The 23,903-nt window shown below is 41.0% G+C and carries 29 protein-coding genes and 1 tRNA gene; 9 read left to right on the top strand and 21 right to left on the bottom strand.

The window, feature by feature from the left end; translation table 11 throughout:
- Positions 1-19: 19 nt before the first annotated feature.
- The 3 genes from EGM68_RS16440 to EGM68_RS16450 all read right to left on the bottom strand — a co-directional run bounded on the left by EGM68_RS16440 (position 20) and on the right by EGM68_RS16450 (position 2,375).
- Entirely contained in the window at positions 20-781 is a 762-nt protein-coding gene (locus EGM68_RS16440) for a 4'-phosphopantetheinyl transferase family protein (RefSeq protein WP_040103361.1), read from the bottom strand.
- A gap of 109 nt (positions 782-890) precedes the next feature.
- Entirely contained in the window at positions 891-1,412 is a 522-nt protein-coding gene (gene loaP, locus EGM68_RS16445; RefSeq protein WP_013371942.1) for an antiterminator LoaP, read from the bottom strand.
- 327 nt (positions 1,413-1,739) lie between these two features.
- Positions 1,740-2,375 (bottom strand): MBL fold metallo-hydrolase, encoded by a 636-nt coding sequence (locus tag EGM68_RS16450; protein WP_040103360.1) that lies wholly within the window; start codon positions 2,373-2,375, stop codon positions 1,740-1,742.
- Between the two features lie 476 nt (positions 2,376-2,851).
- Between EGM68_RS16450 and EGM68_RS16455 the strand changes: the two genes are divergently transcribed.
- A complete protein-coding gene (locus EGM68_RS16455) occupies positions 2,852-3,406 on the top strand; it encodes a carbohydrate binding domain-containing protein (protein ID WP_129549596.1) in 555 nt (184 codons plus the stop codon).
- A gap of 715 nt (positions 3,407-4,121) precedes the next feature.
- Complete coding sequence (gene cysK / locus EGM68_RS16460) at positions 4,122-5,063, top strand: cysteine synthase A (RefSeq protein ID WP_013371947.1); 942 nt, start codon at positions 4,122-4,124, stop codon at positions 5,061-5,063.
- Between the two features lie 205 nt (positions 5,064-5,268).
- On the opposite strand, the gene EGM68_RS16465 is transcribed toward cysK, so the two are convergent.
- From EGM68_RS16465 to EGM68_RS16485, 5 genes are all read right to left on the bottom strand, one after another.
- Entirely contained in the window at positions 5,269-5,604 is a 336-nt protein-coding gene (locus EGM68_RS16465; protein ID WP_129549597.1) for a YolD-like family protein, read from the bottom strand.
- Positions 5,605-6,101: 497 nt separating this feature from the next.
- Positions 6,102-6,587, bottom strand: coding sequence for a hypothetical protein (locus tag EGM68_RS16470; RefSeq protein ID WP_129549598.1), 486 nt, complete (start codon positions 6,585-6,587; stop codon positions 6,102-6,104).
- Positions 6,588-6,610: 23 nt separating this feature from the next.
- Positions 6,611-7,732: a hypothetical protein gene (locus EGM68_RS16475; protein WP_129549599.1), complete on the bottom strand. Its 1,122-nt coding sequence runs from the start codon at positions 7,730-7,732 to the stop codon at positions 6,611-6,613.
- Positions 7,733-7,829: 97 nt separating this feature from the next.
- Positions 7,830-8,282, bottom strand: coding sequence for a hypothetical protein (locus EGM68_RS16480; protein WP_064962161.1), 453 nt, complete (start codon positions 8,280-8,282; stop codon positions 7,830-7,832).
- Positions 8,283-8,697: 415 nt separating this feature from the next.
- The gene (locus EGM68_RS16485) at positions 8,698-9,087 is read right to left on the bottom strand and encodes a hypothetical protein (protein WP_240664055.1); all 390 of its coding nucleotides are present in this window, start codon (positions 9,085-9,087) and stop codon (positions 8,698-8,700) included.
- A gap of 833 nt (positions 9,088-9,920) precedes the next feature.
- Between EGM68_RS16485 and EGM68_RS16490 the strand changes: the two genes are divergently transcribed.
- Entirely contained in the window at positions 9,921-10,223 is a 303-nt protein-coding gene (locus EGM68_RS16490; RefSeq protein ID WP_064962159.1) for a site-specific integrase, read from the top strand.
- 504 nt (positions 10,224-10,727) lie between these two features.
- Here EGM68_RS16490 and EGM68_RS16495 read toward each other — a convergent pair.
- A tRNA-Leu gene (locus tag EGM68_RS16495) sits at positions 10,728-10,813 on the bottom strand.
- Positions 10,814-11,062: 249 nt separating this feature from the next.
- On the opposite strand from EGM68_RS16495, the gene EGM68_RS16500 reads away from it, so the two are divergent.
- Together EGM68_RS16500 and EGM68_RS16505 are read left to right on the top strand one after the other, a co-directional pair.
- Complete coding sequence (locus tag EGM68_RS16500) at positions 11,063-11,221, top strand: hypothetical protein (RefSeq protein ID WP_013371953.1); 159 nt, start codon at positions 11,063-11,065, stop codon at positions 11,219-11,221.
- Positions 11,222-11,347: 126 nt separating this feature from the next.
- Positions 11,348-11,539, top strand: a complete 192-nt coding sequence (locus EGM68_RS16505; RefSeq protein ID WP_013371954.1) for a hypothetical protein — start codon at positions 11,348-11,350, stop codon at positions 11,537-11,539.
- 32 nt (positions 11,540-11,571) lie between these two features.
- On the opposite strand, the gene EGM68_RS25760 is transcribed toward EGM68_RS16505, so the two are convergent.
- The 3 genes from EGM68_RS25760 to EGM68_RS16515 all read right to left on the bottom strand — a co-directional run bounded on the left by EGM68_RS25760 (position 11,572) and on the right by EGM68_RS16515 (position 12,369).
- Complete coding sequence (locus EGM68_RS25760; protein ID WP_013371955.1) at positions 11,572-11,724, bottom strand: hypothetical protein; 153 nt, start codon at positions 11,722-11,724, stop codon at positions 11,572-11,574.
- A gap of 95 nt (positions 11,725-11,819) precedes the next feature.
- Positions 11,820-12,146, bottom strand: a complete 327-nt coding sequence (locus EGM68_RS16510; RefSeq protein WP_013371956.1) for a YnfA family protein — start codon at positions 12,144-12,146, stop codon at positions 11,820-11,822.
- 40 nt (positions 12,147-12,186) lie between these two features.
- Entirely contained in the window at positions 12,187-12,369 is a 183-nt protein-coding gene (locus EGM68_RS16515; protein ID WP_013371957.1) for a hypothetical protein, read from the bottom strand.
- A gap of 662 nt (positions 12,370-13,031) precedes the next feature.
- Here EGM68_RS16515 and EGM68_RS16525 point away from each other — a divergent pair.
- The gene (locus EGM68_RS16525) at positions 13,032-14,063 is read left to right on the top strand and encodes a glycosyl hydrolase (protein ID WP_058829852.1); all 1,032 of its coding nucleotides are present in this window, start codon (positions 13,032-13,034) and stop codon (positions 14,061-14,063) included.
- Between the two features lie 71 nt (positions 14,064-14,134).
- Here the strand turns inward: EGM68_RS16525 and EGM68_RS16530 are convergent, their stop codons facing one another.
- The 6 genes from EGM68_RS16530 to EGM68_RS16555 all read right to left on the bottom strand — a co-directional run bounded on the left by EGM68_RS16530 (position 14,135) and on the right by EGM68_RS16555 (position 18,734).
- Positions 14,135-14,350 (bottom strand): hypothetical protein, encoded by a 216-nt coding sequence (locus tag EGM68_RS16530; RefSeq protein ID WP_013371960.1) that lies wholly within the window; start codon positions 14,348-14,350, stop codon positions 14,135-14,137.
- Between the two features lie 188 nt (positions 14,351-14,538).
- Entirely contained in the window at positions 14,539-15,642 is a 1,104-nt protein-coding gene (locus EGM68_RS16535; protein WP_025676490.1) for a glycerol dehydrogenase, read from the bottom strand.
- 139 nt (positions 15,643-15,781) lie between these two features.
- On the bottom strand, positions 15,782-16,324 hold the full coding sequence (locus EGM68_RS16540) for a GNAT family N-acetyltransferase (protein ID WP_040103355.1): 543 nt from the start codon (positions 16,322-16,324) through the stop codon (positions 15,782-15,784).
- Positions 16,325-16,524: 200 nt separating this feature from the next.
- Complete coding sequence (locus EGM68_RS16545) at positions 16,525-17,511, bottom strand: ketoacyl-ACP synthase III (protein ID WP_129549600.1); 987 nt, start codon at positions 17,509-17,511, stop codon at positions 16,525-16,527.
- A 31-nt stretch (positions 17,512-17,542) separates the two neighbouring features.
- Positions 17,543-17,893, bottom strand: a complete 351-nt coding sequence (locus tag EGM68_RS16550; protein ID WP_129549601.1) for a hypothetical protein — start codon at positions 17,891-17,893, stop codon at positions 17,543-17,545.
- 187 nt (positions 17,894-18,080) lie between these two features.
- A complete protein-coding gene (locus EGM68_RS16555) occupies positions 18,081-18,734 on the bottom strand; it encodes a cell wall hydrolase (RefSeq protein WP_040103353.1) in 654 nt (217 codons plus the stop codon).
- Positions 18,735-19,190: 456 nt separating this feature from the next.
- On the opposite strand from EGM68_RS16555, the gene EGM68_RS16560 reads away from it, so the two are divergent.
- Together EGM68_RS16560 and EGM68_RS16565 are read left to right on the top strand one after the other, a co-directional pair.
- Positions 19,191-19,862 (top strand): cupin domain-containing protein, encoded by a 672-nt coding sequence (locus tag EGM68_RS16560; protein WP_129549602.1) that lies wholly within the window; start codon positions 19,191-19,193, stop codon positions 19,860-19,862.
- Between the two features lie 109 nt (positions 19,863-19,971).
- Positions 19,972-20,199 (top strand): LSm family protein, encoded by a 228-nt coding sequence (locus EGM68_RS16565; protein ID WP_129549603.1) that lies wholly within the window; start codon positions 19,972-19,974, stop codon positions 20,197-20,199.
- A 190-nt stretch (positions 20,200-20,389) separates the two neighbouring features.
- On the opposite strand, the gene EGM68_RS26420 is transcribed toward EGM68_RS16565, so the two are convergent.
- On the bottom strand, positions 20,390-20,518 hold the full coding sequence (locus tag EGM68_RS26420) for a hypothetical protein (protein ID WP_013371969.1): 129 nt from the start codon (positions 20,516-20,518) through the stop codon (positions 20,390-20,392).
- A gap of 169 nt (positions 20,519-20,687) precedes the next feature.
- Here EGM68_RS26420 and EGM68_RS16570 point away from each other — a divergent pair, with 169 nt between their 5' ends.
- Complete coding sequence (locus tag EGM68_RS16570) at positions 20,688-20,954, top strand: DUF2642 domain-containing protein (protein ID WP_025676485.1); 267 nt, start codon at positions 20,688-20,690, stop codon at positions 20,952-20,954.
- A 71-nt stretch (positions 20,955-21,025) separates the two neighbouring features.
- Here EGM68_RS16570 and EGM68_RS16575 read toward each other — a convergent pair whose 3' ends face one another.
- Together EGM68_RS16575 and EGM68_RS16580 are read right to left on the bottom strand one after the other, a co-directional pair.
- Positions 21,026-22,573, bottom strand: coding sequence for a GH25 family lysozyme (locus EGM68_RS16575; RefSeq protein ID WP_129549604.1), 1,548 nt, complete (start codon positions 22,571-22,573; stop codon positions 21,026-21,028).
- 190 nt (positions 22,574-22,763) lie between these two features.
- A complete protein-coding gene (locus EGM68_RS16580; protein WP_129549605.1) occupies positions 22,764-23,789 on the bottom strand; it encodes a YeiH family protein in 1,026 nt (341 codons plus the stop codon).
- Positions 23,790-23,903: the final 114 nt, after the last annotated feature.

Consider the following 23,903-nt stretch of genomic DNA (forward strand, 5'->3'; position numbering starts at 1 on the left):
CCTCCTAAAATTGGATTATCTACAAACAGCTTGGATGAAAAATCGAATTAAATTGCTCATACAATCGAGACATATTCATACTCCATTCCGTCTTCCTTGGCGCTACAATAGTAAAGATGTAGTTACCCAACCGATACGACTGGGCAGCATATTGTGGAAAGTGCGAAAATGTACTCTGAAAGCATCCACTTTTAAATCTGATCTCGTTAATTTCAAGCACTTGCAATGATGCTGCAAAACCGGTGCGCAATATTTTCGAAATCGCCTCCTTTACCGTCCAAGAAACCGTCAATAAAACAGAGTACTCCTCTACTCCCCGAACGGCTACGATTCTTTCCCTTTCTTCCATCGTCAACTGGCTTTCCATGGTCTTATTTCGGTTAGGACTTATCCTCTCAATATCAACCCCCATAGGATGCGCTTCTGGAAAAACAACAGCGGTCCCAATATCATCACAGTGGGCGATGCTCACTTGGTATCCAGGGGCGCCGGTAGTTCGAAGCAAGGGCTGGCCGAAAACACCTGTCTCCACGCTTATGTTGCTCAAGTTCGACTCACTCAACAGCAACGATGCTGCTTGTTTAGCACTTAGCCTGCCGAGCAGAAAGTTGGATTTTCGGCGCTGGAATAGCAGGCTCTCAAAGTAGCTACATTCATCTGAATGAAAAATCTCTGGATCGAGAGAAGCACCGGCATGACAAACTGCATGTACAAAACTTACAGCCGCCTTCATCACAGTATCTTCCCGCGTCAATATGAGCTGTTCCGTATACAAGACCACATGCATATCCCCCTATGAACAGGCAAGCCCAAACCAAAAAAAACCTTCAAATCCCTTAAGGGCTCTGAAAGCTTCCACATGGAGAAAAATATTCTCACAATTGTTCTATTTAAACTTTACTAATAATTTCTAAAGCTACGTTCACTAGTCTGATATCACCCATAAATTCTAACTGAATAACCGCCTGTCTTTTATGCCTGTCTATCTTCTTAACTATGCTGCTTCTTCCTTTAAGTGGTCCTTCTATGATACGTATATTGTCTCCTTCAATAATTCCAGTTGAGCATTCTATACAATATCTATCATTGCATAAACTCTCTAAAACTTGTCTCTCGCAATCTCGCATGGAGGCTTCTAACTTCGAATATCTCAATAAACGAATGATATCACTGGAAGTATAAATCATTGAATTTGTACTTGTTACGAACTGCAAGTCAGGTAAGTTGGACTCAATAAATACATAACTGGGGAACAAAGGTGCTAATTCTTTCTTGACTGTTCCTGCTACTTTAAAAAGTCTCTCTTGGATCGGTATAAATGGTTTGTAAACTTCAGAATCAAACCACTTATTAAAAAGTTGTTTAACCCTTTCTTCCCTACCCGTTCGCACAAAAAGCACATACCAATTCACTCCGCTCATCTCCTAACAAAACATACTGCCAAAATCAACTCCTATAATGTCCGCTGCCAGTATATGCATAGCTTCGCCCTTTCACTTATCCTGATTGATAAGCTACAATCTCTCACGATATGTCCCTCATCAGTGGTTAACGTGACCCGCCAGCGATTAACCGCAAACAAGTTCCTTTATTTTTCATATAATCATATAAATGGAATAGTATAATTCCATTATAATCCTCTGCCCAAACAGTGTCAATTGCCATTTTGGCAACACCCCAGTCTATCTTTAGGGGGGTGGATGCCCTATCCCCCTTTAGAACTCACCCTTTTTACCAACTCATTTGAAATTGAATAGACCTTTTTGGTTGGGACGCATTCTGAAATTAATAAACGGTTTCATACTCGTAAATTGAAAATAAATATTTTCATCCATAAGGTGACTGAGTGGGAAACCAGGTGCTTTACCATATGAATGAGCAGGATAAATTTGAATGGAGCTATCAACCTCTCGCTTTATTTTTTGAACGCTATGATATAAGTCTTTCGGATCTCCTCCATTCGGATCACAAAATCCACAACCTTCAATGAAAATGGTATCCCCCGTAAATAAGTGATTGGATAAAAGATAGCACACACTTCCCATGGTATGCCCAGGGGTCAGAAGACTTATAATTTCTGTTTCTCCAAGTTTGATAAAGTCCCCATCTTTAATAGGATGTAAATTTTTACATCTAAAATGGTAATAATCGATTTCTTGTATTGACATGAATACGTGCGGTCTATACTTTTCCAGGAGCGGATTTACCAAATTAACATGATCTAAATGTGAATGGGTTAATAAAATGGCTCTTAGATTACCATTCAACTGTCGAAGATATGACTCTATTTTTAATATATCCCATGACGGATCGACAATGGCAATGTCTCCTGTTTTTTTATCCATTACAATATATACATAGTTAATAAAATTCATAAAACGGACTCTTAACTGTTCCATATGGTATGTCAGACTCATATCAGCTTTACTGAACCCACCTTCCATGGCCAAATCAAAATTTGTGCGTAAAATTCACTGTTCAAATGCGGCTGAATTGATCTGCATCACTACGCGTTTCCTATGCTGCAATCTTTGCTAAGAGTCCCTGAATAACAAGCATTCCTGCGCTTTTCGGGATCATTCTTGTCTCCGATGGTCTCTCTGTAAAAAGTTGCTGTACCAACGATTATAGCAACTTATGCAATAGAAGGGCTTTGACTCTCTGTTACAAGATTTTGCACTTTAAAGTCGAAAAAGCTGCACTGAAAAGGTCGTAAGGCCCAGTATTACGTAACCAAAAAAATACCGCCCTACGACGGTATTTTTGGTTTCTCTTAATATGAACACTATTATTCACACTTTCATAAACTACTAATACAAAATACATTTTTTACAGAAAGAGAGTTGTTTAAATGAAACCTAAAAAAGCTGGAAAAAGTACAACTACTGTCCGTAGAGGGATGAATAGATCCCCTATACAACCTCACACATTGAAGAAGAAAAAAATTTTGCCTACCCAGGCTGTTGTTAGAAACGGTGGCTTTGAAGATCAGGATTTGACACCTTGGATTGCAAACGTCAGCAACGTGACAGGTCAAATCTTTATTACCAGAACCAACCCGCACAGTGGCAATCAAGCCGTCAGAATCTCAGCTAACCCGGGGCACAGCGTCTCGCTTAGACAAACGATTTCCGATCTGAGTAGAGGAAGAAGATACCGTGTGACCTTCTGGGTACGTAATTTGATCAGGCCTTTCGGCGGTCGGCTTCAAATTAGTCTAGGAGAGCAAACCTACACAATTCAGCTAAACTCGCTACCTTCATCACAATATGAGAGAGTCTCCCGTACCTTCTCAATCTCAGGGAATTCGGGGACAGTCTCTAGAGATTTAGTGTTCCGTGTTACAGCGCAGGATGCTTTTGCCACCATTCTTTTGGATGATGTATCAATATCCAGATTAAGATAACAAATCACTTGGTGGCATAATTATCCTTACAAAACACAAAACTAAACTGGATTTTTATAGCATGTAATTTACCAAAATAACAACGCCTCCTCCGCATACTAACGGTAAGGCGCTTCGTTGGTCCAGTGTACCTGCGGATTGCTCCATTACAGCTACACAGGACCTAGCGTTATTTTCATCTGATTAACACTGATGAGATCGAGATAAAACATGAAATGCCGAGGACCAGGATTGAACCGGTACGGTAATCACCTATCGCAGGATTTTAAGTTATGAGTTTTTAATACACTGTAGTGGCACACAGTTCCACAAGCCAGTGTTCTCAAGGCTTTTATGTGTTCGTATATGTTCTCATTTGGACTGTAATCTATACAAAACACTAGAGTCTGTCCCCAATAAAAAGAGCAGAAGGATTAATTCCTTACTGCTCTTTTTGCCTTCTATTAAATACAAAATCCTGGGGAAAAGCCAGTTTATTATGAACCGTGATAATTATTCTGAAATTAAAAAATGATACACCGTATACATTCTTAATGACTCTCTTGGTTCTGAATAAACTTGGTCTATTTTTTTATGAATAGCACCTTAGGCTTAAACTGTTCCATCCGTTCCTGCTCCTCACTATGAATTAACAGGACATGGTTATGAAGAAAAATTCGTGATAATATGTATGTCACAGTAAGTAGATATGAATTAATTGTTTGGAGGGATAATTTTGACTAAAATTCATCAAAAGTTGACAGAGTTAATTGGAAATACTCCTTTGTTAGCACTGTTAAACTACAGCCAAATCCAAAATATTGAGGCAAATGTGGTAGCAAAGTTGGAATATCTCAATCCGGCTGGTAGCGTTAAGGACCGCATTGGATATGCTATGATTAAAGACGCTGAGGAGAAAGGCTTAATCAATAAAGACTCCATTATTATCGAGCCGACAAGTGGCAATACTGGAATCGGACTTGCATTTGCGGCTGCGGCTCTTGGATACAAACTTATAATTACACTTCCTGAAACATTTAGTATCGAACGTCGCAAGCTTTTGACTGCGTTCGGTGCTGAGCTTGTGTTAACACCGGGAACCGAGGGGATGAGAGGCGCTATCAAGCGTGCTGAGCTCTTGGCTGCCGAAACACCAAACTCTTTCATACCACAGCAGTTTAGCAACCCTGCCAATCCAGAAATTCATCGCAAAACTACAGCTGTGGAAATCTGGGATGATACGGACGGCGGTGTAGATATTTTTATCGCGGGCGTAGGTACAGGTGGAACTATTTCGGGCGTTGGACAGGCATTGAAGGAACGAAAACCTTCTGTAAAAGTGATAGCCGTCGAACCGTTCGATTCACCAGTGCTGTCTGGCGGTACTCCAGGTTCACATCAACTACAAGGACTCGGTGCTGGTTTCATTCCAAATAACTTTAATGAAGAATATGTAGATGAGGTTTTCAAAGTTAAAAACGAAGATGCGTTTGAAACTGCTCGCCTGCTTGCCAAAACAGAAGGGCTGCTTGTTGGTATTTCTTCTGGGGCTGCGGTTTATGCAGCAACACAAATTGCGAAACTTCCAGAAAACAAAGGCAAGATGATCGTGGTCATATTACCTGATACAGGTGAGCGTTATTTGTCCACTCCGCTTTTCTCAGACGTAGAATTATAAAACTCCGAAGGCAGGGATCCCCCTGCCTCTTTTGTTAACTTTCCAGCCACATATAGGATTTTTCTTTTTTAGTTAATTAGCTAAAACACTAGCATCAAATGCTCCTAGAAAGACTTCAATTTGAATTTTCGTAGGTAAGGCGGATAAAAACATTTCTTGTTTGTTGGATAACGTCAGTAGAATATTTACTCACCTTAGGTTTTTGCTAGATACTTGCTGAAATGATATCCTCCAACTTAATCCAACTATAATCATCCTCACCACGAAATAGTTTTACTTCTCTGCGAGCAGTATTTATAGACGTGATTACACCTGTGAGTTCTTCGTCATCGAACGGGCTAAAAACCACCAATGTTATAGGTTGACATGTGTTGTAGGACTCTATAAGCGCTTGCTCGATCAACTGGGCTTCCTGATCGTCAAGTTCCGGTTTGCCTCCCCGCTGACGGTCTTTCATGAGTTTTAAGTACGCTTCCTTGTGTTCTGGTATGATAATCCGGCTGCTTTCCCATAATCCGTTACCTTCTAATTTTTTCGACATGTATGTAGTCTCCTGATGTGTTATGTAAAAATTATGTTCTGACCATCCTCCCTTGCAATGGATATAATTTACATCTAATAGAATATAAACCTCAGATTATCCGAGGCTTATATTCTATATAGAATCTGTTTACAGTTTCAGGCGGCGTTGGCTTTGTGGAAATCTTCGGATCCCTAGCCCAGACCTCTATAATTACGATATGATTCGTACCCGTTTTGTTAGCCCATACAAGTATAGTTGTCCTTCTCCAAGGTCAACAGACCCCGACTTTATATCCGTTACACTCCTACCTGTCTTTATCTCCAGTTCATTCATAATTGGCATTCGTCCATTCTGTGCAGAAAAGTTGTACAGAATACTCAGTAACTTACGCTCAATGTCTGGTAACAAAGCGATCAACTCCTTTGTCAGCATTATATACAAACATGAGTTCTGCAACCAAGTCAAGAAAAGGCTCTACTAACATAAAAATAGCAGAGCCATGATAACGTGATTTTCTATACGTGGAAAAATAAACTTACAGTTTCAAAATAACGAAACCTGAGCTCGTCTTCCTGCTCTTCAACATCCATTTCTTTAAACCACTCTTCTTTTGTATCTTCCTCATTAAATATTCTTGAACGCCATAATGACAACCCTAACTCTGGAAAAGAGTACGTCCAACCAATCTCAGGGTGATTTCGGTCGTAAGGAGATATTTTATCGATTAACTTGACTAGTTCATCTGCTTTTGTATTAAATAAATCAATTTCTTTAAACAAACAATTAAACTGCTCTTTTGCATGAGAGGCGACTTCAATAAAATTAACTTTCCCTAAAGAATCGTATTCAATCGTAAAAACGTAATGAAAATAGTTGGGGTCTTTGTCCAATTTATCATATTGATTGCTGTATGAGCGAATACAGTGCTCCACCTCACTTTTACTCATACCCAGCTTAATCATACCAATGCCTATTTTTGGTTCGATAATTAAGTTATCCACAAACGTTACTCTCCTGTCACAATTTATGTTTGATCTTCTATACCAAAATATTTCTCGCTTAACAAAAGCACTGTTACTAGAGAATCATAATATTTTTCCTGTAGGTTCTTATAATCTCCTTCTGAATCTGCCGCTTCTTTTAGTCCACTAACCTCGAAACGTAATAACTCCTTAAATTCTTTTTTCTTAAGAAATTCTTGTTCTTTACTCCTAAACTCCAATGATGAAGCTCTAGATCCCCAAGACGGTGTATTTAAATGATCTCTGTAAAGCATTCTCACTGCTGGTGCTACTTTCGCATTAAATCCTTCACTTGTTAATGCCTTGTCAGATACAAAATGATGCCTTTCTCCACCTAGTGCCTTCAAAATATTATACTTATTAGCATCAAAATAATATCTTTTATAGTTAAGTTTATCATGGTTGTCATATTTAAAAGTAGATCCGTTGTCACTGACTACTATATCATACTCAAAATAATCTGAAACTGCGTTCCTGCTATTATTCCAAGAAAAAACCTTACCTGTATTCACTAAAGTTTTATTGAATTTTTTTGTTGCAACTACTCTCCAATTATCTTTATTCTTGTTGTACTTTTTTAAAGTCCCAGAAATTACATCCAAAGGGTCATCACCAATATTAATTGCCATGATTGTGAATCCATAGTTCGTGCATATATAATTTATATACCATATATTCATAATACTATTGTTTATTTTATTCCGTTGCACTAGAATATGTTGATTAAACTCTTTAATATGCGTCTCTGGTTTAACTAATCCATATTCTTTGGCAATTTCAGCTTCTTTTTCACTGGTGACTTTGGGTGTCTCTCCATACGTATCATCTAAAACGCTATTTGAATTCATTCCTAATTCAGACTCATCTGGCGTAGTATCGCTTGCCATCGTTTCTAGATTATATAAATTTATTATTTCCTCATCCAACTGGTCCTTCGACTTTAAATATTTTTCAAATCCCTTCTGATATATATATTCTTTAACATCCTGATGCTCTTGGATTTTTTCAGACTGAAAGAATTCATAGTTATATTGATTAGACTGTTCAGCATAACTATATGCAGGCATAACAGCCCACAGTAATAATGAGATGGAAATAAGCAAGTTTCCAATTAGTTTTTTCATATTTGGATGTCCTTTCTCTTATTATTTGTATAATAATCCAAATAATAACATCATGAATGATTAAGAAAAAAAGCCCTCAATTAGAGGGCAACACTAATTAAAGAGATCTTACTTTTATTGAAAATCCGTGGCCGCCAGTTCCATCATCTGAAACAATAGCAACCCGATAATCACCATTCACTCTTGGTCTAAATGTTTTTGTAACTTTGTATTTATTTGTTTTTGTGGTGTGTCCTGAGGCTGCAACGACTTGTTTATTGTTTGGATCATAAACTTTAAACGTTATACCAACCTGGTCTTTATCAACAAATTCTATTCTGACTTGGTTTCCCTCGCTAAGATCGTAAGGGAACGAAAAGTCATTAAATTCCCCATGCTCATCCAATATTCCATTATCAATACCATCGATATAAGCTTGGGGAATAATAACATGACTAAAAACAGCATCTGATGTTTCTAAATCGTTTGATTGGGCTGACACGCTCAAAGGTACAGCAGAAAAAATAGCAAATGACAAACCAAAAACTAACCACTTTTTGTTAAAATTCATAATCACACTCTCCCATTGTTTATTGTTGTAGGGATATTGTGTATTTCTATCCTTAATATATCACAACAAATAGCCTAATCAATATATTTATCATTATTTGTAACTTTACCTAAAAAAACAAACATTCATCTCATAAATTGCTGACTTATTCTTATAGTATTTATTAAGAATAGGCTAGAATATATATAAAATTAATTTTTTTCGTGATTAATTAGAAAAAAGACTCGCCAGTTAATAACAGAGCCTTTCACATCTACTCTAAAAAATTGATCAACGAAAAAACTCTCCCGACCAATTAAGGGGATTACTTCACTTGCTGGCTTGAACAAACACGTAGTTAACCTTCCTCATCAAATGGCCAGAAGGACAAGTTGTAGTCCTAGGGTAATTTAGAGGTTTCCAGGCTGTGAATCAGCTACTCCCATGTTTCTCCGTCAACTTTATAATCACTACCTCTCCACTGAAGTATGTAGTCTCCAGAACGCAAACCGTCGCTGAAACCTTGGTCAGTAGATTTCCAAGTCACTGTATCATGAGGAGCAATTACTAATGCTTCAATATATAGTTTGTTTGAACCGCTGTGAGTTAAACTTACTCTTACTGGATGATCAGGGTGATTCTTCATACAAAGTTTAACATGACCCCATCCTTTAGGGACACTAAAGGCTTCTTTTACAGTTGCGCTTCCGCCCGATCTTTGAGAAATTATGTTGTTTCCACTAGTTTTACTGGATGAAGCTGCACCTACCGTAGTTGCTATAGATAAAGATAAAATCAAGAACAGAAATATTTTTTTCTTCATCATTTTCCCCTCCTATTTTTTGATATGTTCTACCTTAAAGTGACACCATCTACAATCCGGTAGCTCCTTTCACTTCTACTCTAAATTCGAACTTTAATGAAAGAAGTAAGATCCATTAATCTTAACCGACTCCGGTGTAATCTTCTTCACTACGCCACCGTAGTCCACAATATCTATCAAACCCTCTCCCAATGGCTGTAACATATACTCTTACTGTCTTAATGCAGCTGCAAATAGTTCTATATCCGACTTTAACACTTTATATGTATGTTTCATGCTGATCACCTCAGAATAGTTATTCTGCCGTATTTGTGGTAATTCCTGCAATGAAAAAGGTCCCGCTAATCTAAATTGGATGCACTCTAAGTTGGTAATCTGTTATAATTTTTCAAACACTTCGTAACTCAACTCAAAATCAATAATTTTGAGTTGTTCTTCAAAGTTTTTAGTGATTTTTGGACATCGAGGTTACTTTGATCAGGATGCAATCGTATGTTATATAACATACAAAGATTCGTGATAAAATGTTAACTTCGTGACTAAGCTCTTTTTCTGCACACTGCTTATCATATGGTGACAATTCATCTTCTGCTAAACACAACAATACAGATTTCCATTCAAGCAAAATTTTTATACGTTTCTCAAGCTGGGTTATGTTGAGGTTTTCCATAATGCACCTCTCGTTTTCAAATCATTAAATTGTAACTTTGGCTACCGTAATAAATCAACCACTCAACAACCATCTCTACTCCTTCTGCGATTCCTGGTTTTAGTATTCTGTAAAATATCTAAGATTAAGCTATAGAATTGTTTCCGGTTATCTTTTAGGGTCCCCTTTGTTTCAGAATGAATACTATTTCTCAAAAGCGGTAGATAAGAATAATAGCGCGTGTCTGAAAGATGCAGTCGAGGTAATTGATAAGTTACTTTATACAGACTCGAAATGGAAACTCTTTTTCTTAAGAGCGATAATGGGAGGATTCCGACGCGGTGAGTTAATTGCTTTAGACGAAGACGATTGCGATTTTGAAAACAGCAGATTGAGGATTGACGAGAGCATTTCAAGTACCAAAAATGGCCAGGCGGACATTACAGATACTAAGAATAAAGCACCTAACGATTATGTAGATATGCCTTAATGGTATATGGAGGAACTGGTCGTCCATGTTAAAAACATGCGTAAACTAAGGTTTGAGGCAAAGGCAAATGGGATATGAAGAAGGCGGGGATCGGAACTTTATTTTTCACTCAGGTACAGGGAAACCTATTACCATAAAACGCCATCCCAGCAGTGGAAAAACAAGTGTGAGGGGCACGACTTCCGTAATGCATCACTTCATGGTCTCCACCATACAAATGCAACGTATTTGCTGGGTCAGGGAACATCCATCAAGGAGCTTCAACATCGATCGCAACATTCCACTCCACATCTCAGGTGACTTCAGATAACTATGCTCACGTCACCAAGAAGCTCCGTCGTAAAACGACAGCACACCTTGACGTCTTCGATCCAAAAGTTCGTCCCCAATCCGTCCCCAAAAGCGAAAAGGCGCTCGCTCCCTGTGATATGAGTGTTATGGTCTCAATTACTAAAAAAGCAAAAAACCCTTGAATATCAAGGGTTTCATGCAACAAAACTGATATGCCGAGGACCGGGATCGAACCGGTACGGTAGTCACCTACCGCAGGATTTTAAGTCCTGTGCGTCTGCCAATTCCGCCACCCCGGCAAGTATTTAGGAACGCTATTTTACACTTACTTGTTCTTGTCTTACAAGTATCTGAGAAGCTTACTTATTAAGAAGTGTTCTCGCTATGTAAATATCGTTCAACCGGGCACCAACTTATAATACGACAATTTTATCAAATTGTAAAGTGTTTTTTAAAAAAAATAATAAAAAATCTCTTTTTGTATAACTTGTGCACATTTGAACTACACTAATAAATGTCTTTCCAAACCACCAGAAGGGGTGTTACGAATGCGTGAAGGTATGATTCCAACTGTTCTTGGGACGGTAGTATCGGCTTCAGGCGCTGTGTTGCTGAGCAGTAAGTACAAACTTGCAGCTACAGGCATTCTCGGTTTCGGACTGGCTCATGTTGTTCTGGGAGCGATTGATTTGATTGAGCATCGCTAGTTGTTTGGAAAGTACCGGGCGGGATTTATCCTTCCCGGTTTATTTTATAAGCGTTTAATATGGAGCATAAGCGTTTATGTAAAGTGTAGAACTGAATCATGCCTAAGAAGGAGCGTGTAATGTGCTATGAAAAAACATAACTCCGAAAAAAAGAATCTTACTGACGATCAAATCGAATATAAACAATCTCTGGATAAGCGTGAACCAGGATTTGATCGGATTCCTGACCCTGATGCCGATTCACCTGCAGCTACCGATATGATTGATGAAGCCGTGGGCCGTGGAATAGATAAGCTACGTAATGACTTTACCAAATAAAGCATGAATTATAGGTCACAGGTTATTAAGTATCACTTGAAGATAAGCATGATCCAGCCAATAATCGAGATCCACAATACAATGCTGATGAAGAATCCACACAAGAGACCAAAAGAGAAATTACCTTCACTCTTCGGCATAACACTGCCAAATTTCAATCTAAGCTTCATTTGATTCCAGTTCATAGAACCCCCTCCTTAAGTTCTATTTCGGAATATGAAGCTTATTTTTGTAGACCTATAGTCATGTTTTTGAAAATAAAAAAGGGGTTTTTGTCCTATCACCCTGAGCGCGGCAACAGAATTACAGCTATACCTACCAAACAAATCAATCCACCAATGAAATCGTACAAGTCAGGTGTCTTTTTATCAATCCACCAGCCCCATGCAATGGAAAGAACAATAAAGACACCCCCGTATGCTGCATATACACGCCCAAAGGAAGAGAAAACCTGAAAGGTAGCAATGACTCCATAGACAGCCAAAATCACTCCGCCGCAAAGTCCGACATACCATGTCTTGCCTTCTCGCAGCCATTGCCAGATCAGATATCCACCTCCGATTTCAGCGATGCCTGCCAAAATAAAAAGTAAAGCTGCCTTTAACAACGTATCACGTCCTAATCTTTCTTACTTTTCAGTCATCTCATTATAATAATCGACCTATAATAATAATTAATGCAATTACGCCAACCAGAATAAGCAGATTACTGACCTGACGCCACAGGCTTGAAGCTCCCTCGGAGTGAAGCTTCCGCTGATTGGCATCAAAGTTTGCTTTGGTTCCCTCAGCATCTACCGGACTAGAAAATGGTCTGTGTTCTTCATTCATATGAAGGCCTCCTTTTGCAATCCACTTTAATCATACCAAACTTTTCCGTCGATTTCGCGTTGCAATTATGCCTATAATTCAATGCAACTTCCGAATGAAGCTTCATATGTATGAGTATACAAACCAACATGTCGATATTTCACTGAATATAAAGTATGATGACGAATTAAGGAAGAGTGGGTATTTAGACGCCTTTCATTGCAGGACGGTAGTTATGGTATAATTTAGTCAACTTGTTCAGGATCGTATCAGGGCGCAACTGGTTACTCCATTTATAATGAAACTTACATCCAAGAATCCACATCCGCTTAAAACCTGCATATTCTGTTTGTAGATCTAGGAGGAGGATACGGATGTCCCCTATTTTTATAGCTAGTTTAATGATAATGGGTATATTTTTATTTCAGGCAGCCCTTATTCTAGGCATCATACATTGGGTTTCTAAACGTACCAAGCGTCCAGCACAAACCAAAATGTACCTTACAGTGGGTTTGCTTGTCTTTATATCAGGCTTCCTTGTGTGGGACAACTGGATACACTTGCAGGAACTCAACGGGTGGACCATGATTAGTCTAGTAGTGATCATGATTAGTGCCTACATACAACTAAGAAAACAAAAAGAAAAATACTAACCCCATTACCAGCATCAAAGGAGGAGCGCCATGAAATCTCACTCAACACGCTTTTGGTTACAGAGGGTGCTACTGCTAATGCTTGTTTTACTCTTTAGCGGCTCTCAACAATCGTTCATTGTTGCTGATGCCGCCCCGCCAATTAATGCTCATGCCTCTGCCAAAGCCAGGCAATTACTTGCCTACCTAACTAATGTGCCGGATGATATGCTAATTTCCGGACAGCATGATTACTTAGAGGCACCGGATGAACAAAATAACAAGCTGCAACAAATCAGCGGACAATACGCGGGACTTCACGGCTATGAGTTTGGAGGGTTGGCTAATCAATCCCGTACTGCCTTACGAGAGCAACGTCAGCGTGTTGTGAATAGCGCTATTCAATGGAGTCGGGACGGCGGAATCGTAGCTATCACCTTTCATCAGGCGTTACCGGGCAAACCAAAAACGTGGAAAAACGTACAAGCAAAAATTACTGAAGCTGAATTTAATCGTTACGTCACGCCGGGTACCCCACAATACAAGCAACTCATCGCTGATTTGGACGAGGCGGCTCTGTCCCTTAAGACCTTACGGGATGCGGATGTGCCAGTTTTATGGAGACCCTATCATGAAATGAATGGTAACTGGTTTTGGTGGGGGAACAAACAAAATTACGCTAAGCTGTGGGATCTAATGTATGATCGGTTCGTACATGTCCATCATTTAGATAACCTGTTGTGGGTCTGGAGTCCCAATGCCCCGAACGCTTATAGCACTCCCTATAGTCTGTCCTTTCCAGGCATTAACCGGGTAGATGTGCTTGCAGCCGATATCTATAATAATGATTACAGGTCCTCCTACTACACTGAATTGCTAAAGCTTGCGCAGGGCAAGCCTATGGGAATCGGAGAAAGTGATATTCTGCCGAGTGCGAAGGTGCTACAGAATCAGCCAGCCTGGGCCTATGCCATGACATGGGGAAAGGAACTGTCGGCAACCAATTCGCAGGCAGCCATCAGACATTTTATGAACCAAAATAATATTATCACACGCGATCTTCTCCATGAGTCCCTCCGCTGAAAGAAAAAAGCTTGCACTTTGCTCCTAGAGCGAAGTGCAAGCTTTTTTATACCCAATCCAAATGAAGCTCCCTAACTATTTCTAATTACCTCTTCAAGATCAAGATCGGCATATGCCTCTTCACCAAGATGTACAGATACAATGGTGTAGATCCGCTTGGTTAATCTAGACATCAGCCGATCACCTGGTGCTACGGAATATTCTTCCCGAAAATCCCCGATCTTGTGAAAACCGCTGGACATATGGATGTACAAGTTGCCCCTACGCGTTTTACCATGTACCAACATCAAATCTCCTCCTGCTGTGTGACCAACCTATTTTCTCCCTGTTACATCTATATCGGTCAGAACAAGATAGGATATAAGTCCCTGATCCCCTTCTTTTCTTTCACAAGATCGTGCACGTAAACGAAACGGGTCTGTCAGTGATATGACAGACCCGTCTTTGTAAATCCATTTTTCTAGCTAGAAAGAAACTATTCTTGATAGGATTCTGCAATCGCATTTGCTGCGATGATTGCGTTATACACATCATCAGGACTAACTGGGAACGGCATGTTGACCATTGTATCATTTGCTGCACAAGCATCTTCAGCCACCTGACGCCATTCAGCCTCAACAAATTCCTCTACACCCAGATCACGAAGCGTTAATGGAAGACCTACATCCTTAACCAGCTTAATCACGGTCTCTAGCTCTTCTTTTGGTGCGTTTTCCAGCACCAGCTGAGTTAACAAGCCGAATGTAACTTTCTCACCATGCTGTGCTTTGTGAAGTGAAGGAACGGCCGTCATGCCATTATGAATAGCATGTGCTGCTGCCAATCCGCCTGATTCTGCTCCGACACCGCTCAGATAAATGGTCGCTTCAATCGTATCCTCAACTGCACGAGTATATACTTTACGATCCACTGCACGCTTTGCCTTCACGGCATTTTCCAGCAATGTATCATAACAAAGGCGAGCAAGTCCCAGACCTGTAGTGGAAGGCTTGTTCAGCACCAGATTGTCCCCATTGGCCTGATAGCAGGCACGAGCTTCAAAATAAGTTGCCAGTGCATCACCAATACCAGCTGCAAAGAAACGTGCAGGCGCCGCTGCCAAAATACCTGTATCTGCAAGTACTACATCTGGATTCGTAGGCAGGAACAAATATTCATCAAAGGAGCCATCCTTCTTGTAAATAACCGCAAGCGCGGTACAAGGAGCATCTGTAGAAGCAATGGTTGGAAAAATAGCGACAGGCAGCTTTTCATAATAGGCTGTTGCCTTGGCGGTATCCAGCGTTTTTCCCCCGCCAATCCCTATAATGATGTTCGAACCATGTTTGCGTACTAATTCACGGTTACGATCAATCTCTTCTTTTGTACATTCATATTGGAATTTCTCGAAGACCACCTGGTTACCAGCTGCTTCAATCGAAGCACCTGCCTCCTTTTGGGCTCTTTCAAGGATAAACTCATCGCAAATAACATAGGCCTTATCGCCATAATCCTTAATGTAGTCATTTAACGACGAGAGCAGATTTTGTCCAGAAATAAATTTCTTGGGTGAAGTAACGGACCTTACAACGTTTGCCATGTAAATTCCTCCTCAGCTTTGACTCATACTCAAATTAATAATGATTTGGGCATGTGACCCCTTAACTATAAACCTCTTTTCACATTATTAAAAGGCTTATTATGGAATATATTATGAACAAATTGTGTATCTATTACATTTAAAGAGACGAGCTCCATTCAGAGTACAGAATGCCCATCATGATGCGATCATAGCTGTTGCCATCACGGAGAACAGCGGAACGAACTCTCCCCTCAAGCTGGAACCCTGCCTTCTCATAGGTACGGATCGCTTGTGTATTGTACTCAATCACATCCAAGCCGACCCGATTTAAATTCAGCTCATAAAACGCATAACGAAGAATGAGACGTATAGCTTCCGCTCCAAAACCTTTGCCACGGTAGTCCGTATTACCTATACCTACTGCCAGCTGCCCGCAGCGATTATTCCACTCAATCCCATGAATAGCAACAAATCCAATCAGGACATCGTCTGCCAATGTTCTTAAGCGAAAATAGACCTCGTTAGAGCTAGGAGATCCTTCTGATTCCATCTGTTTCAACGTGTAGGGGAGTGCCAAATCCGTATCTACATTGCGCAAATACTTCGCATCCTCACCCCATTTGAACATCAGTTCAGCATCTTCTTCCCTAACAGCGGCCAGTTTTATTCGTTCCCCGTAAAATAAATTTTCGATTTTAATGACTCTTCAGCTCCTATTATGAATTGTGTACGATGTTTTCGTCATCATTGTCATGTTATCCAACGTCCGCAATATAAGCTCTCCCTAATGAATTCATTGTTTAAATTTTACAAAATAATCATACCTAACACAACCAAATCATTACAAATATCATGGTGGGATATACAAAAAGACCTTGCAGCTGCAAGGTCTTCGTATTCCTAATATTTAAACAACATAGCAACCAGTTGATATCCAGCTCCAATCGTCCAAAATAGCACATAATCGCCGCGCCGGATACGACCCGATTCGATACCTTCATATAGAGCAATGAACGGGCTGCTGGTACCTGTATAACCATAACGATCACCCACATAAATCATTTGGTCATCCTCTAGCTCCATATGATCCTGGATCTTCAACACATTGGCCAAGGAAAACTGCGACAGACAATAAGCCCGTACATCCTGAGGTGTAAGCCCATTCTTTTTTATAATACGTTCAAGCAGTTCAAATGTTGGAGGCAAGGCCATATTGGCGTCGAACGGAAGCCACTGAATAAATTTGCCGGGTGCGTTCCTTTGGAGTGTCGCCGCTAACCCCTGGGCCGGGTACAATATTTTATCTATATTGATGGGGTCCGTATAATACAGGGAATCTATAAATCCAGTGTCCTCTTCTGTACGCTCCAAAATAGCTGCACATGCAGCATCGCCATAGTTCGCATACGTAATCTCATCCGCGGGATCGGAAATGAGCGAATTATAATCTGAGCCGATAATAAGCGCTGTCCGCACCTCGGGATTAGACAACATCGACCGACTGGCTTGATCGACAGCTACTGTCATCCCTGCGCAATTTGCATTGGAATCCATCACTGCCACATCATGTCTGGCCCCAATCGCCTGGTGTACAAACAAGGCATTCATCGGAAACAGCGACTCAGGAACTTGAGTGGAGAACACGATCATATCCACATCACGACCTGTCATACCGGCTTGCTCCAGAGCTTTTTGCGCAGCTGCTATTCCCATGGTTAGACCGTTTTCGTTCGGATCATCAATGATATAACGCTGTTTTCTACCCATATGCTCCATGAAGCGTCGAATATCTTTTCCCCGCTCGTCAAAATGGCGAACATAATATTCGTTATCCAACGAATGGGACGGATGGTGCACTCCCAGTGCTTTTATTCTGATATGGCTCATCAGGTTTCCCCCTTACACATACGTCAACGCATTATTGTACTACAATATCTACGTTGTTTAATCCTGCTTCACGTGCTACACGACCAAGCTGCATTTTAATAATCGTTTGCTGGAGGCTGATGACAAAAATTATTTTGGCAAATCCAGTTTCTTTATAACGTGCAAAAGAACCCTTCAGTTTCTCTACTTCACCTGGTCCCAAAAGTGCCATTTGGGTGCAATCTACCCTGAGTGTAAAGTTCGATGCCTGAATAGTTGAAGTTTTGGCTATATAATCCTTTACAAATCTGTCATACTCCTCTTGGCTAAAAACTCCATTCACTGCCATATGTACCGTTTTAATGACTTGATCCACTTCGATGGTATAAGGATGTTGACTCATTTTAGAAAGACTCCTTTGATTTCATTTTTTGTCTATTAAGAGTATCGGAATAATAGGTAGAATTTTTAATATGAAACGAGATACATCATCCCTAACATATTACAAGTTTGTGAATACACAAAAAACCGTCACCGCTTCTAGAAGAAGCTACTGACGGATGGAAAAAATTACAAATGCCCATATGGAATTAATTCGTAAATGTATGACGACCAAGCGAAATGACAGCCGGACGGCTTTTACTCCATTTGGCTGTGGCAATGGCTGGGTTGTAATAAAACAAAGACCCATTGGTCGGGTCAGCACCATTAAGTGCCTGTCTGGCTGCTCGGTACGCAGTCTTGTTGGGTTTCAAGCGGTATTGACCATCCTGTACAGCGGTGAATTGACCCGGCTGTAAAATAACGTCTGGAATCGAGCTTGGAAACTCGCCGGACTGTACACGGTTTAATACGACAGCGCCGACAGCTACTTGTCCTTCAAACGATTCTCCGCGCGCCTCGGAATAAATGATCCGTGCCAGTTGATCCAATGCGGTTACGCGAACCTTTCCGAACGAATTGAGTTTGGCCTGTGTTGCCGCTCCGGCAATACCGTCAGGCGCCAGACCGTGATCCCTCTGAAAACGAGCCACCGCTTTGCTGGTCAAAGAGCCATAGTATCCCGTAAAACCAGCTTTGAAGTAACCGAGTGAATGAAGCTGCTGTTGAAGCTCCAGCACTCGTTCGCTTTGAATCCCTTTCTTTAAAGCTGACGATTGTGCCTGTGCTTGTCCTGGTGCGACTGATAATACAGTACCTAACATGCATGCGCAGGACAGGATTAAAATAGATAATTTTTTCATATTCCAGACAACCTCCTCTTTCATGTTCTGTCCGGTGCAACCATTCCGGCCTGTACAACTCAGGGACGTTTATCCGATGATGCTTCTTGTGCCATAACTTATGACTAGCTGCGGAAATGACGCGTGGCTACATATGGAATCGGACATTGATGCGTTCACACGTCCGTTGCAGTATACCACAAGCCGCATTTACGTATCATCCGGCTCTGGTCCTAAGAATACCCAAATCAATAAAACACTATCCAGCAAGGGATGACGTGTATGAGAAGCAATAGATCACATTTTGACTACACTTGAATACGTGACTTTTTTCGCTATTTTTCGATTCAATCTACCCAGGACCTGAACCTGACATCTGCTTTTTTAAACCACATTTTTGTGCACATATATATGGGCGAATGCATAGAGTAGCGTACAATCATTCATTTCGAGTAACAGAAAGGCAGGAAAGAACACGTGAATTCATATATGGATTACACCTCTCCCACTGTACAGTTCACCTATGATTTAAGCGACAATATTTTGTTTCAGAAAGATGCTCAGAACTCAATCAACGAGCTGTCGATCCAGCAGCTGAATACATTAGCAAATGTATCGCTACTGGATATCCGTCTCAGCACTGCTAATGTTGTAGAGCCTCACTACCATCAAAATGCCACAGAACTAATATACTGTATCTCTGGAGCAGTGACCGTGTCACTGATTAATCCTTTTACCCGCGAGTTACGACATTTTCCGATTACACCTGGCCAGGTGGCTAACGTCCCTCAGGGATGGTGGCACTATCTAGTCGCCACGGTGGACAACACTCACTTGTTGGCGATTTTTAACGCTCCAGTCCCTGAATTCATTTTGGGCTCCGATGTTTTGCGGCTCACGCCAAGTAACATTATGGCTCATACTTACTGTCTGGATGAGAAAAAGGTCCAGGAAGCGCTCGCCCCTATAAAAAAACCTATCATCATCGGTCCTTCCAATGACTGTAAACAACAGCCACCTCGAAAACCAGGGATTCACGTAAGGCTAACCGATACTTCATCACATCGTCAGGTCGCCCCCCAAAGAGGTTACACCTATACCCATGGATATCCTGGCTTTTCCTTTAATCCCTATCAAGAGCAAGATTAACCCTAGTCAGACCTTAAGTACGACGGAATCCCCCTTCCCTGTATGTTCGCCGTTACCATAAGGCTTTCTCTCTCATAAAATGCCAATGTGTATAAGAGGGGGTGATTGAATGGACGCTTACTACAACTGTTTAAACTGTATGAATAAAAGGGTGCGTATTCTCACCATTGATGGAAAACAGTACGAAGGAACCATTACAGATGTGGATCGAAATAATGTGTACTTAAAAACTGAAGGGAATGGACGTGTACAAACGTCTGCCTTTTATCCTTACGGGTACAGTAATCAAATCTTAACTTTAAGCCTGTTCACCCTGTTGGCGATTGCTTTAATTTAGTCCTCAATCCATTGCCCGTTCCTGTCTATAGATGCCAAAGCACCTCATGTGACAGCTGCCCAGCCCGGCACAGTTTGTGTAGGGCCTGTACGCTGTTATTTGGGGTGTTTTATCATACGATCCATTCTCTAAAACACTTAACCCCCCATCGGTTATATCCCAATGGGGGGTTAAGCTAACTCAATTCAATTTAGACCCACAAAGACTTTGTAATGATAACGAGCAGAATGAACAGCACCAGAATAGCTCCTGTCGATGTCCAAACGCCTGGGTAGCCCCCTACTGAACCGCCACCGCAACCTCTTTCACATTCACTCATGGATCATTGCCTCCTTCAATTCAAGGTACAACATAGCTTATGTATTGAGCTTTCCTATGGACCGGGCTTTTTGGCAATGTTATGAATATTCTCGCTGATGGGCATTAGCCTACACCTTTTCTAGGCAGGAGCATAGGATATCACAACTAATCCTGAAGGAGTGAAGCAATTGAATTCAAATCAAATGTTCAATTATAACGTTAACCAACCTTTTCCTCACCATCCTACCTCCCACCATGTCGTGGTACACCCCGTAGATCCGTATGTCGTAGAGACATTAAAATCGATGATCGGCAAGTACGTTGTACTTGAAACAACACGTGGCAGAATTGATGGATGTGTAGTAGATAGTAAGCCTGACCATGTCATCTTGGATGTATACGGTAAAAAATTCTTTGTTCGAATCAGCGAAATCGTATGGATCATGCCTGGCTAACCAAATCAGACATTAAAAATCCTCGCAGATCCTAATTCGGATTCGCGAGGATTAATCATGACATGAACCTGCTAATCAAGCGAGCCTGCCAATGAAGCACGAAGTTCATCTATCGTTCCATTGTACTCATCTAGATCGACTTGGCCGCTAATACCTGGAACACTGCCTGTACTACTGTACTGCCAAGCCCACCAGCTATTCCAAGCTGGAACTGCGGTCGGCTTTTGCGTAGTGCTGTATCGCGCTACCCACAATTTATACATAGAAAACGTAGGATCAAACTTGGAAGCAAAGACGTTTCCCGTGTATACGATCGGCTCACGCCCGGTAAGCTTCTCCATTTCATCCAAAAATGCATGAGCCACTTCACTGATCTGTGCGGAAGTAAGACCTTTGGGATTATTTTCATAATCCATCACAGGGGGCAGATCTAGCCTTCCTCCTGCTGAATCTATAGCCCTAGCAAAATTAGCTGCTTCCTGACGAGCTCCATCCACGGTAGTTGCGTTCAAAAAGTGGTAAGCGCCAACCAGGATGTTAGCATCTCTGGCCCCCTGAACATTTGCTAAAAATTGATTATCTTGATACTTGGTGCCCTCTGTAGCTTTAATAAAAGCAAATGTCTTGCCTGCCGCCGCCACTTGCTGCCAATCAATATTGCCATTATGGTGCGAGACGTCAATCCCCTGCGCATGTCCGTCAGAAGAAATCGTAGGCTCAACAGGTATAGTAGATATAACAGTATCGGTAGATGCTGACTCCTCCGTTGCCTGATCCAACGCTACGATCACTTTACCATCATCTGCATTAATAAGATGAAAGGGTGTGCTGTGATCAAGATCAACTACAATACGTACCGAGGCTGGGTTTGTACTAAACATGGAGTATCTTACCTTGGAAACATCTAGATCTTCTGTGACTGGAAAGCTTCCTTGTCCACCATTGTTAAATGATTGTGAGGCTGGAAATTCCTCACCAAACTTCGAATCAGGTATATCTACAACAATACGATCTGGTTGAGTTAACTTGGTGACTTTGGGGCTTACTTTTCCATCCACCGTTATCGTCAATTGGTGATTGTTGAAGCGAATTTGGTTTACAGCCGTACGCTCACTCTCTATAGCATCGCTTGCAGCTTGAGTAGCAGAGTGATCACGGGTGGTCACGCTATTTCCGCTTGAAGCAGGCGGAGTCGTCAAGAATACGGTTTTAAGTTCGTTGTTCCAGACCACTTCCACTCCTGTCTGTTCAGATACAAAGCGAAGCGGAACATAAGTCGTTCCCCCGTTAAGCAAAGGAGCTACAGCCAACCCCATCGGTTGATCATTGACCGAGGCAATGGGATTGTTGACCTGAAGGCTCAGGTTAAGATTTTCTTTATGTATAGTTATAGTCCCTGTCTTGGACTCCCAATTCACACTATAACCCAATTCTTCTACAATAAGACGAAGTGGAACCAGCACATTGCCCTTTACTTCCTGGATCTGCACCCCTTTGCTGACACTTATATCTTTACCATCCAGCTGAATATGTGAGTTTGAAGACGCAGCAGCGTGACTTTCTCTTGGAAATGCTAATAGAAACAGAAACAAAAAAGCAAATAAACAAATTTTCTTCATATGTACCCTACCAATCTCTAATTTTTCACTATGTAAATTTTACATTCTATGCCCCTCTAAAGCCTCCATTTTGATAGACGCGACTCCTATGTAAAAAGTTACGATTCATTCATTATATATTTCAGCCTTATAATACGAAAGCACTAAAAAGCTCTGCCAGCTATACGCAAGCAGAGCTTATTCCAGTTATTCATACGGTTAAAAATGTTAGTCCTACAAGAATAATCGAAGTAACAGATAGTACCAGTAAGGGCAGCATTGCTTTCTCTCGCAAAGTCTTAAAGCTCACATTTAGCCCCATGCCTACCATAGCCATCGTTAACATAAAGGTAGTAAGCTGAGAAAGTTCGTTCATTAGACTAGGTGAAACTACAATATATTTTCCAAAAACATAACTTCCCAAAATACTTGCCGCAATAAAGCCCATGAGGAACCAGGGGAACTCTACTTTAGTACCTGTACGAATCTTTCCGGTTCGTTTCATCCAATACATTAAAATAAAGCTAAGCGGTATGAGTAAGAAGACACGCCCCAATTTGGCTAATAAACCCATGGCAAGAGCATCCTGTCCAGCAGGTGCTGCCGCTAAGGCCACATGTGCAATTTCATGTAAACTGATGCCTGACCAGATTCCATACTGTATATCTGTCAGAGGAAGCCAAGGTCGAAGCACTGTAAACAAAATAGCAAATACCGTTCCAACCAAGGCAATAAGTCCAACTCCTATGGCTGTGTCCTCATCGTCGGACTTCAACAAGGGAGAAACAGCTGCAATGGCTGCTGCACCGCAAACTCCTGTTCCAATCCCAAGAAGAAGCGAAAGCGAAGCATCTGCCTTGAATCGTTTGGCGAGCCAAACCGTAAACAAAATGGCAAATACCACAGTGCCTACATCGCGCATAAGCAAACCCAGCCCATGATGAATAACATCATCCATATTTAGCTTCAATCCATATAATACAATAGCTCCGCGCAGTATTTTCTTGGCTGAAAATTCAATTCCTGAGCGTACAGCTTCAGGGTACCCCCACAACTGTCGGTATAGTATAGCGAGAAACATTGCACATGCCAATGGACCTACATAATGAAAGCCCGGCACTTCGTTCAGGACGTATCCTGCCAGTGCAAAGATCATCGTTAGCACAATGCCAAATAAAAACTGAAATAATCGACCCCTGTTCAATAAAAATTTGACGTGTTGAATATGACTCTTCATGCTGATTCCCTCCAATTCTACATGCATACAGCTTAATATGTATTTTGTCATAAGAAAAATAAATCATTATAATAATGATGATAAGTAAATATGCATGATAAATTTGGAGGAATA

Origin of the sequence: Paenibacillus sp. M-152, assembly GCF_003856555.1 — a bacterium.
GTDB lineage: Bacteria > Bacillota > Bacilli > Paenibacillales > Paenibacillaceae > Paenibacillus > Paenibacillus polymyxa_C.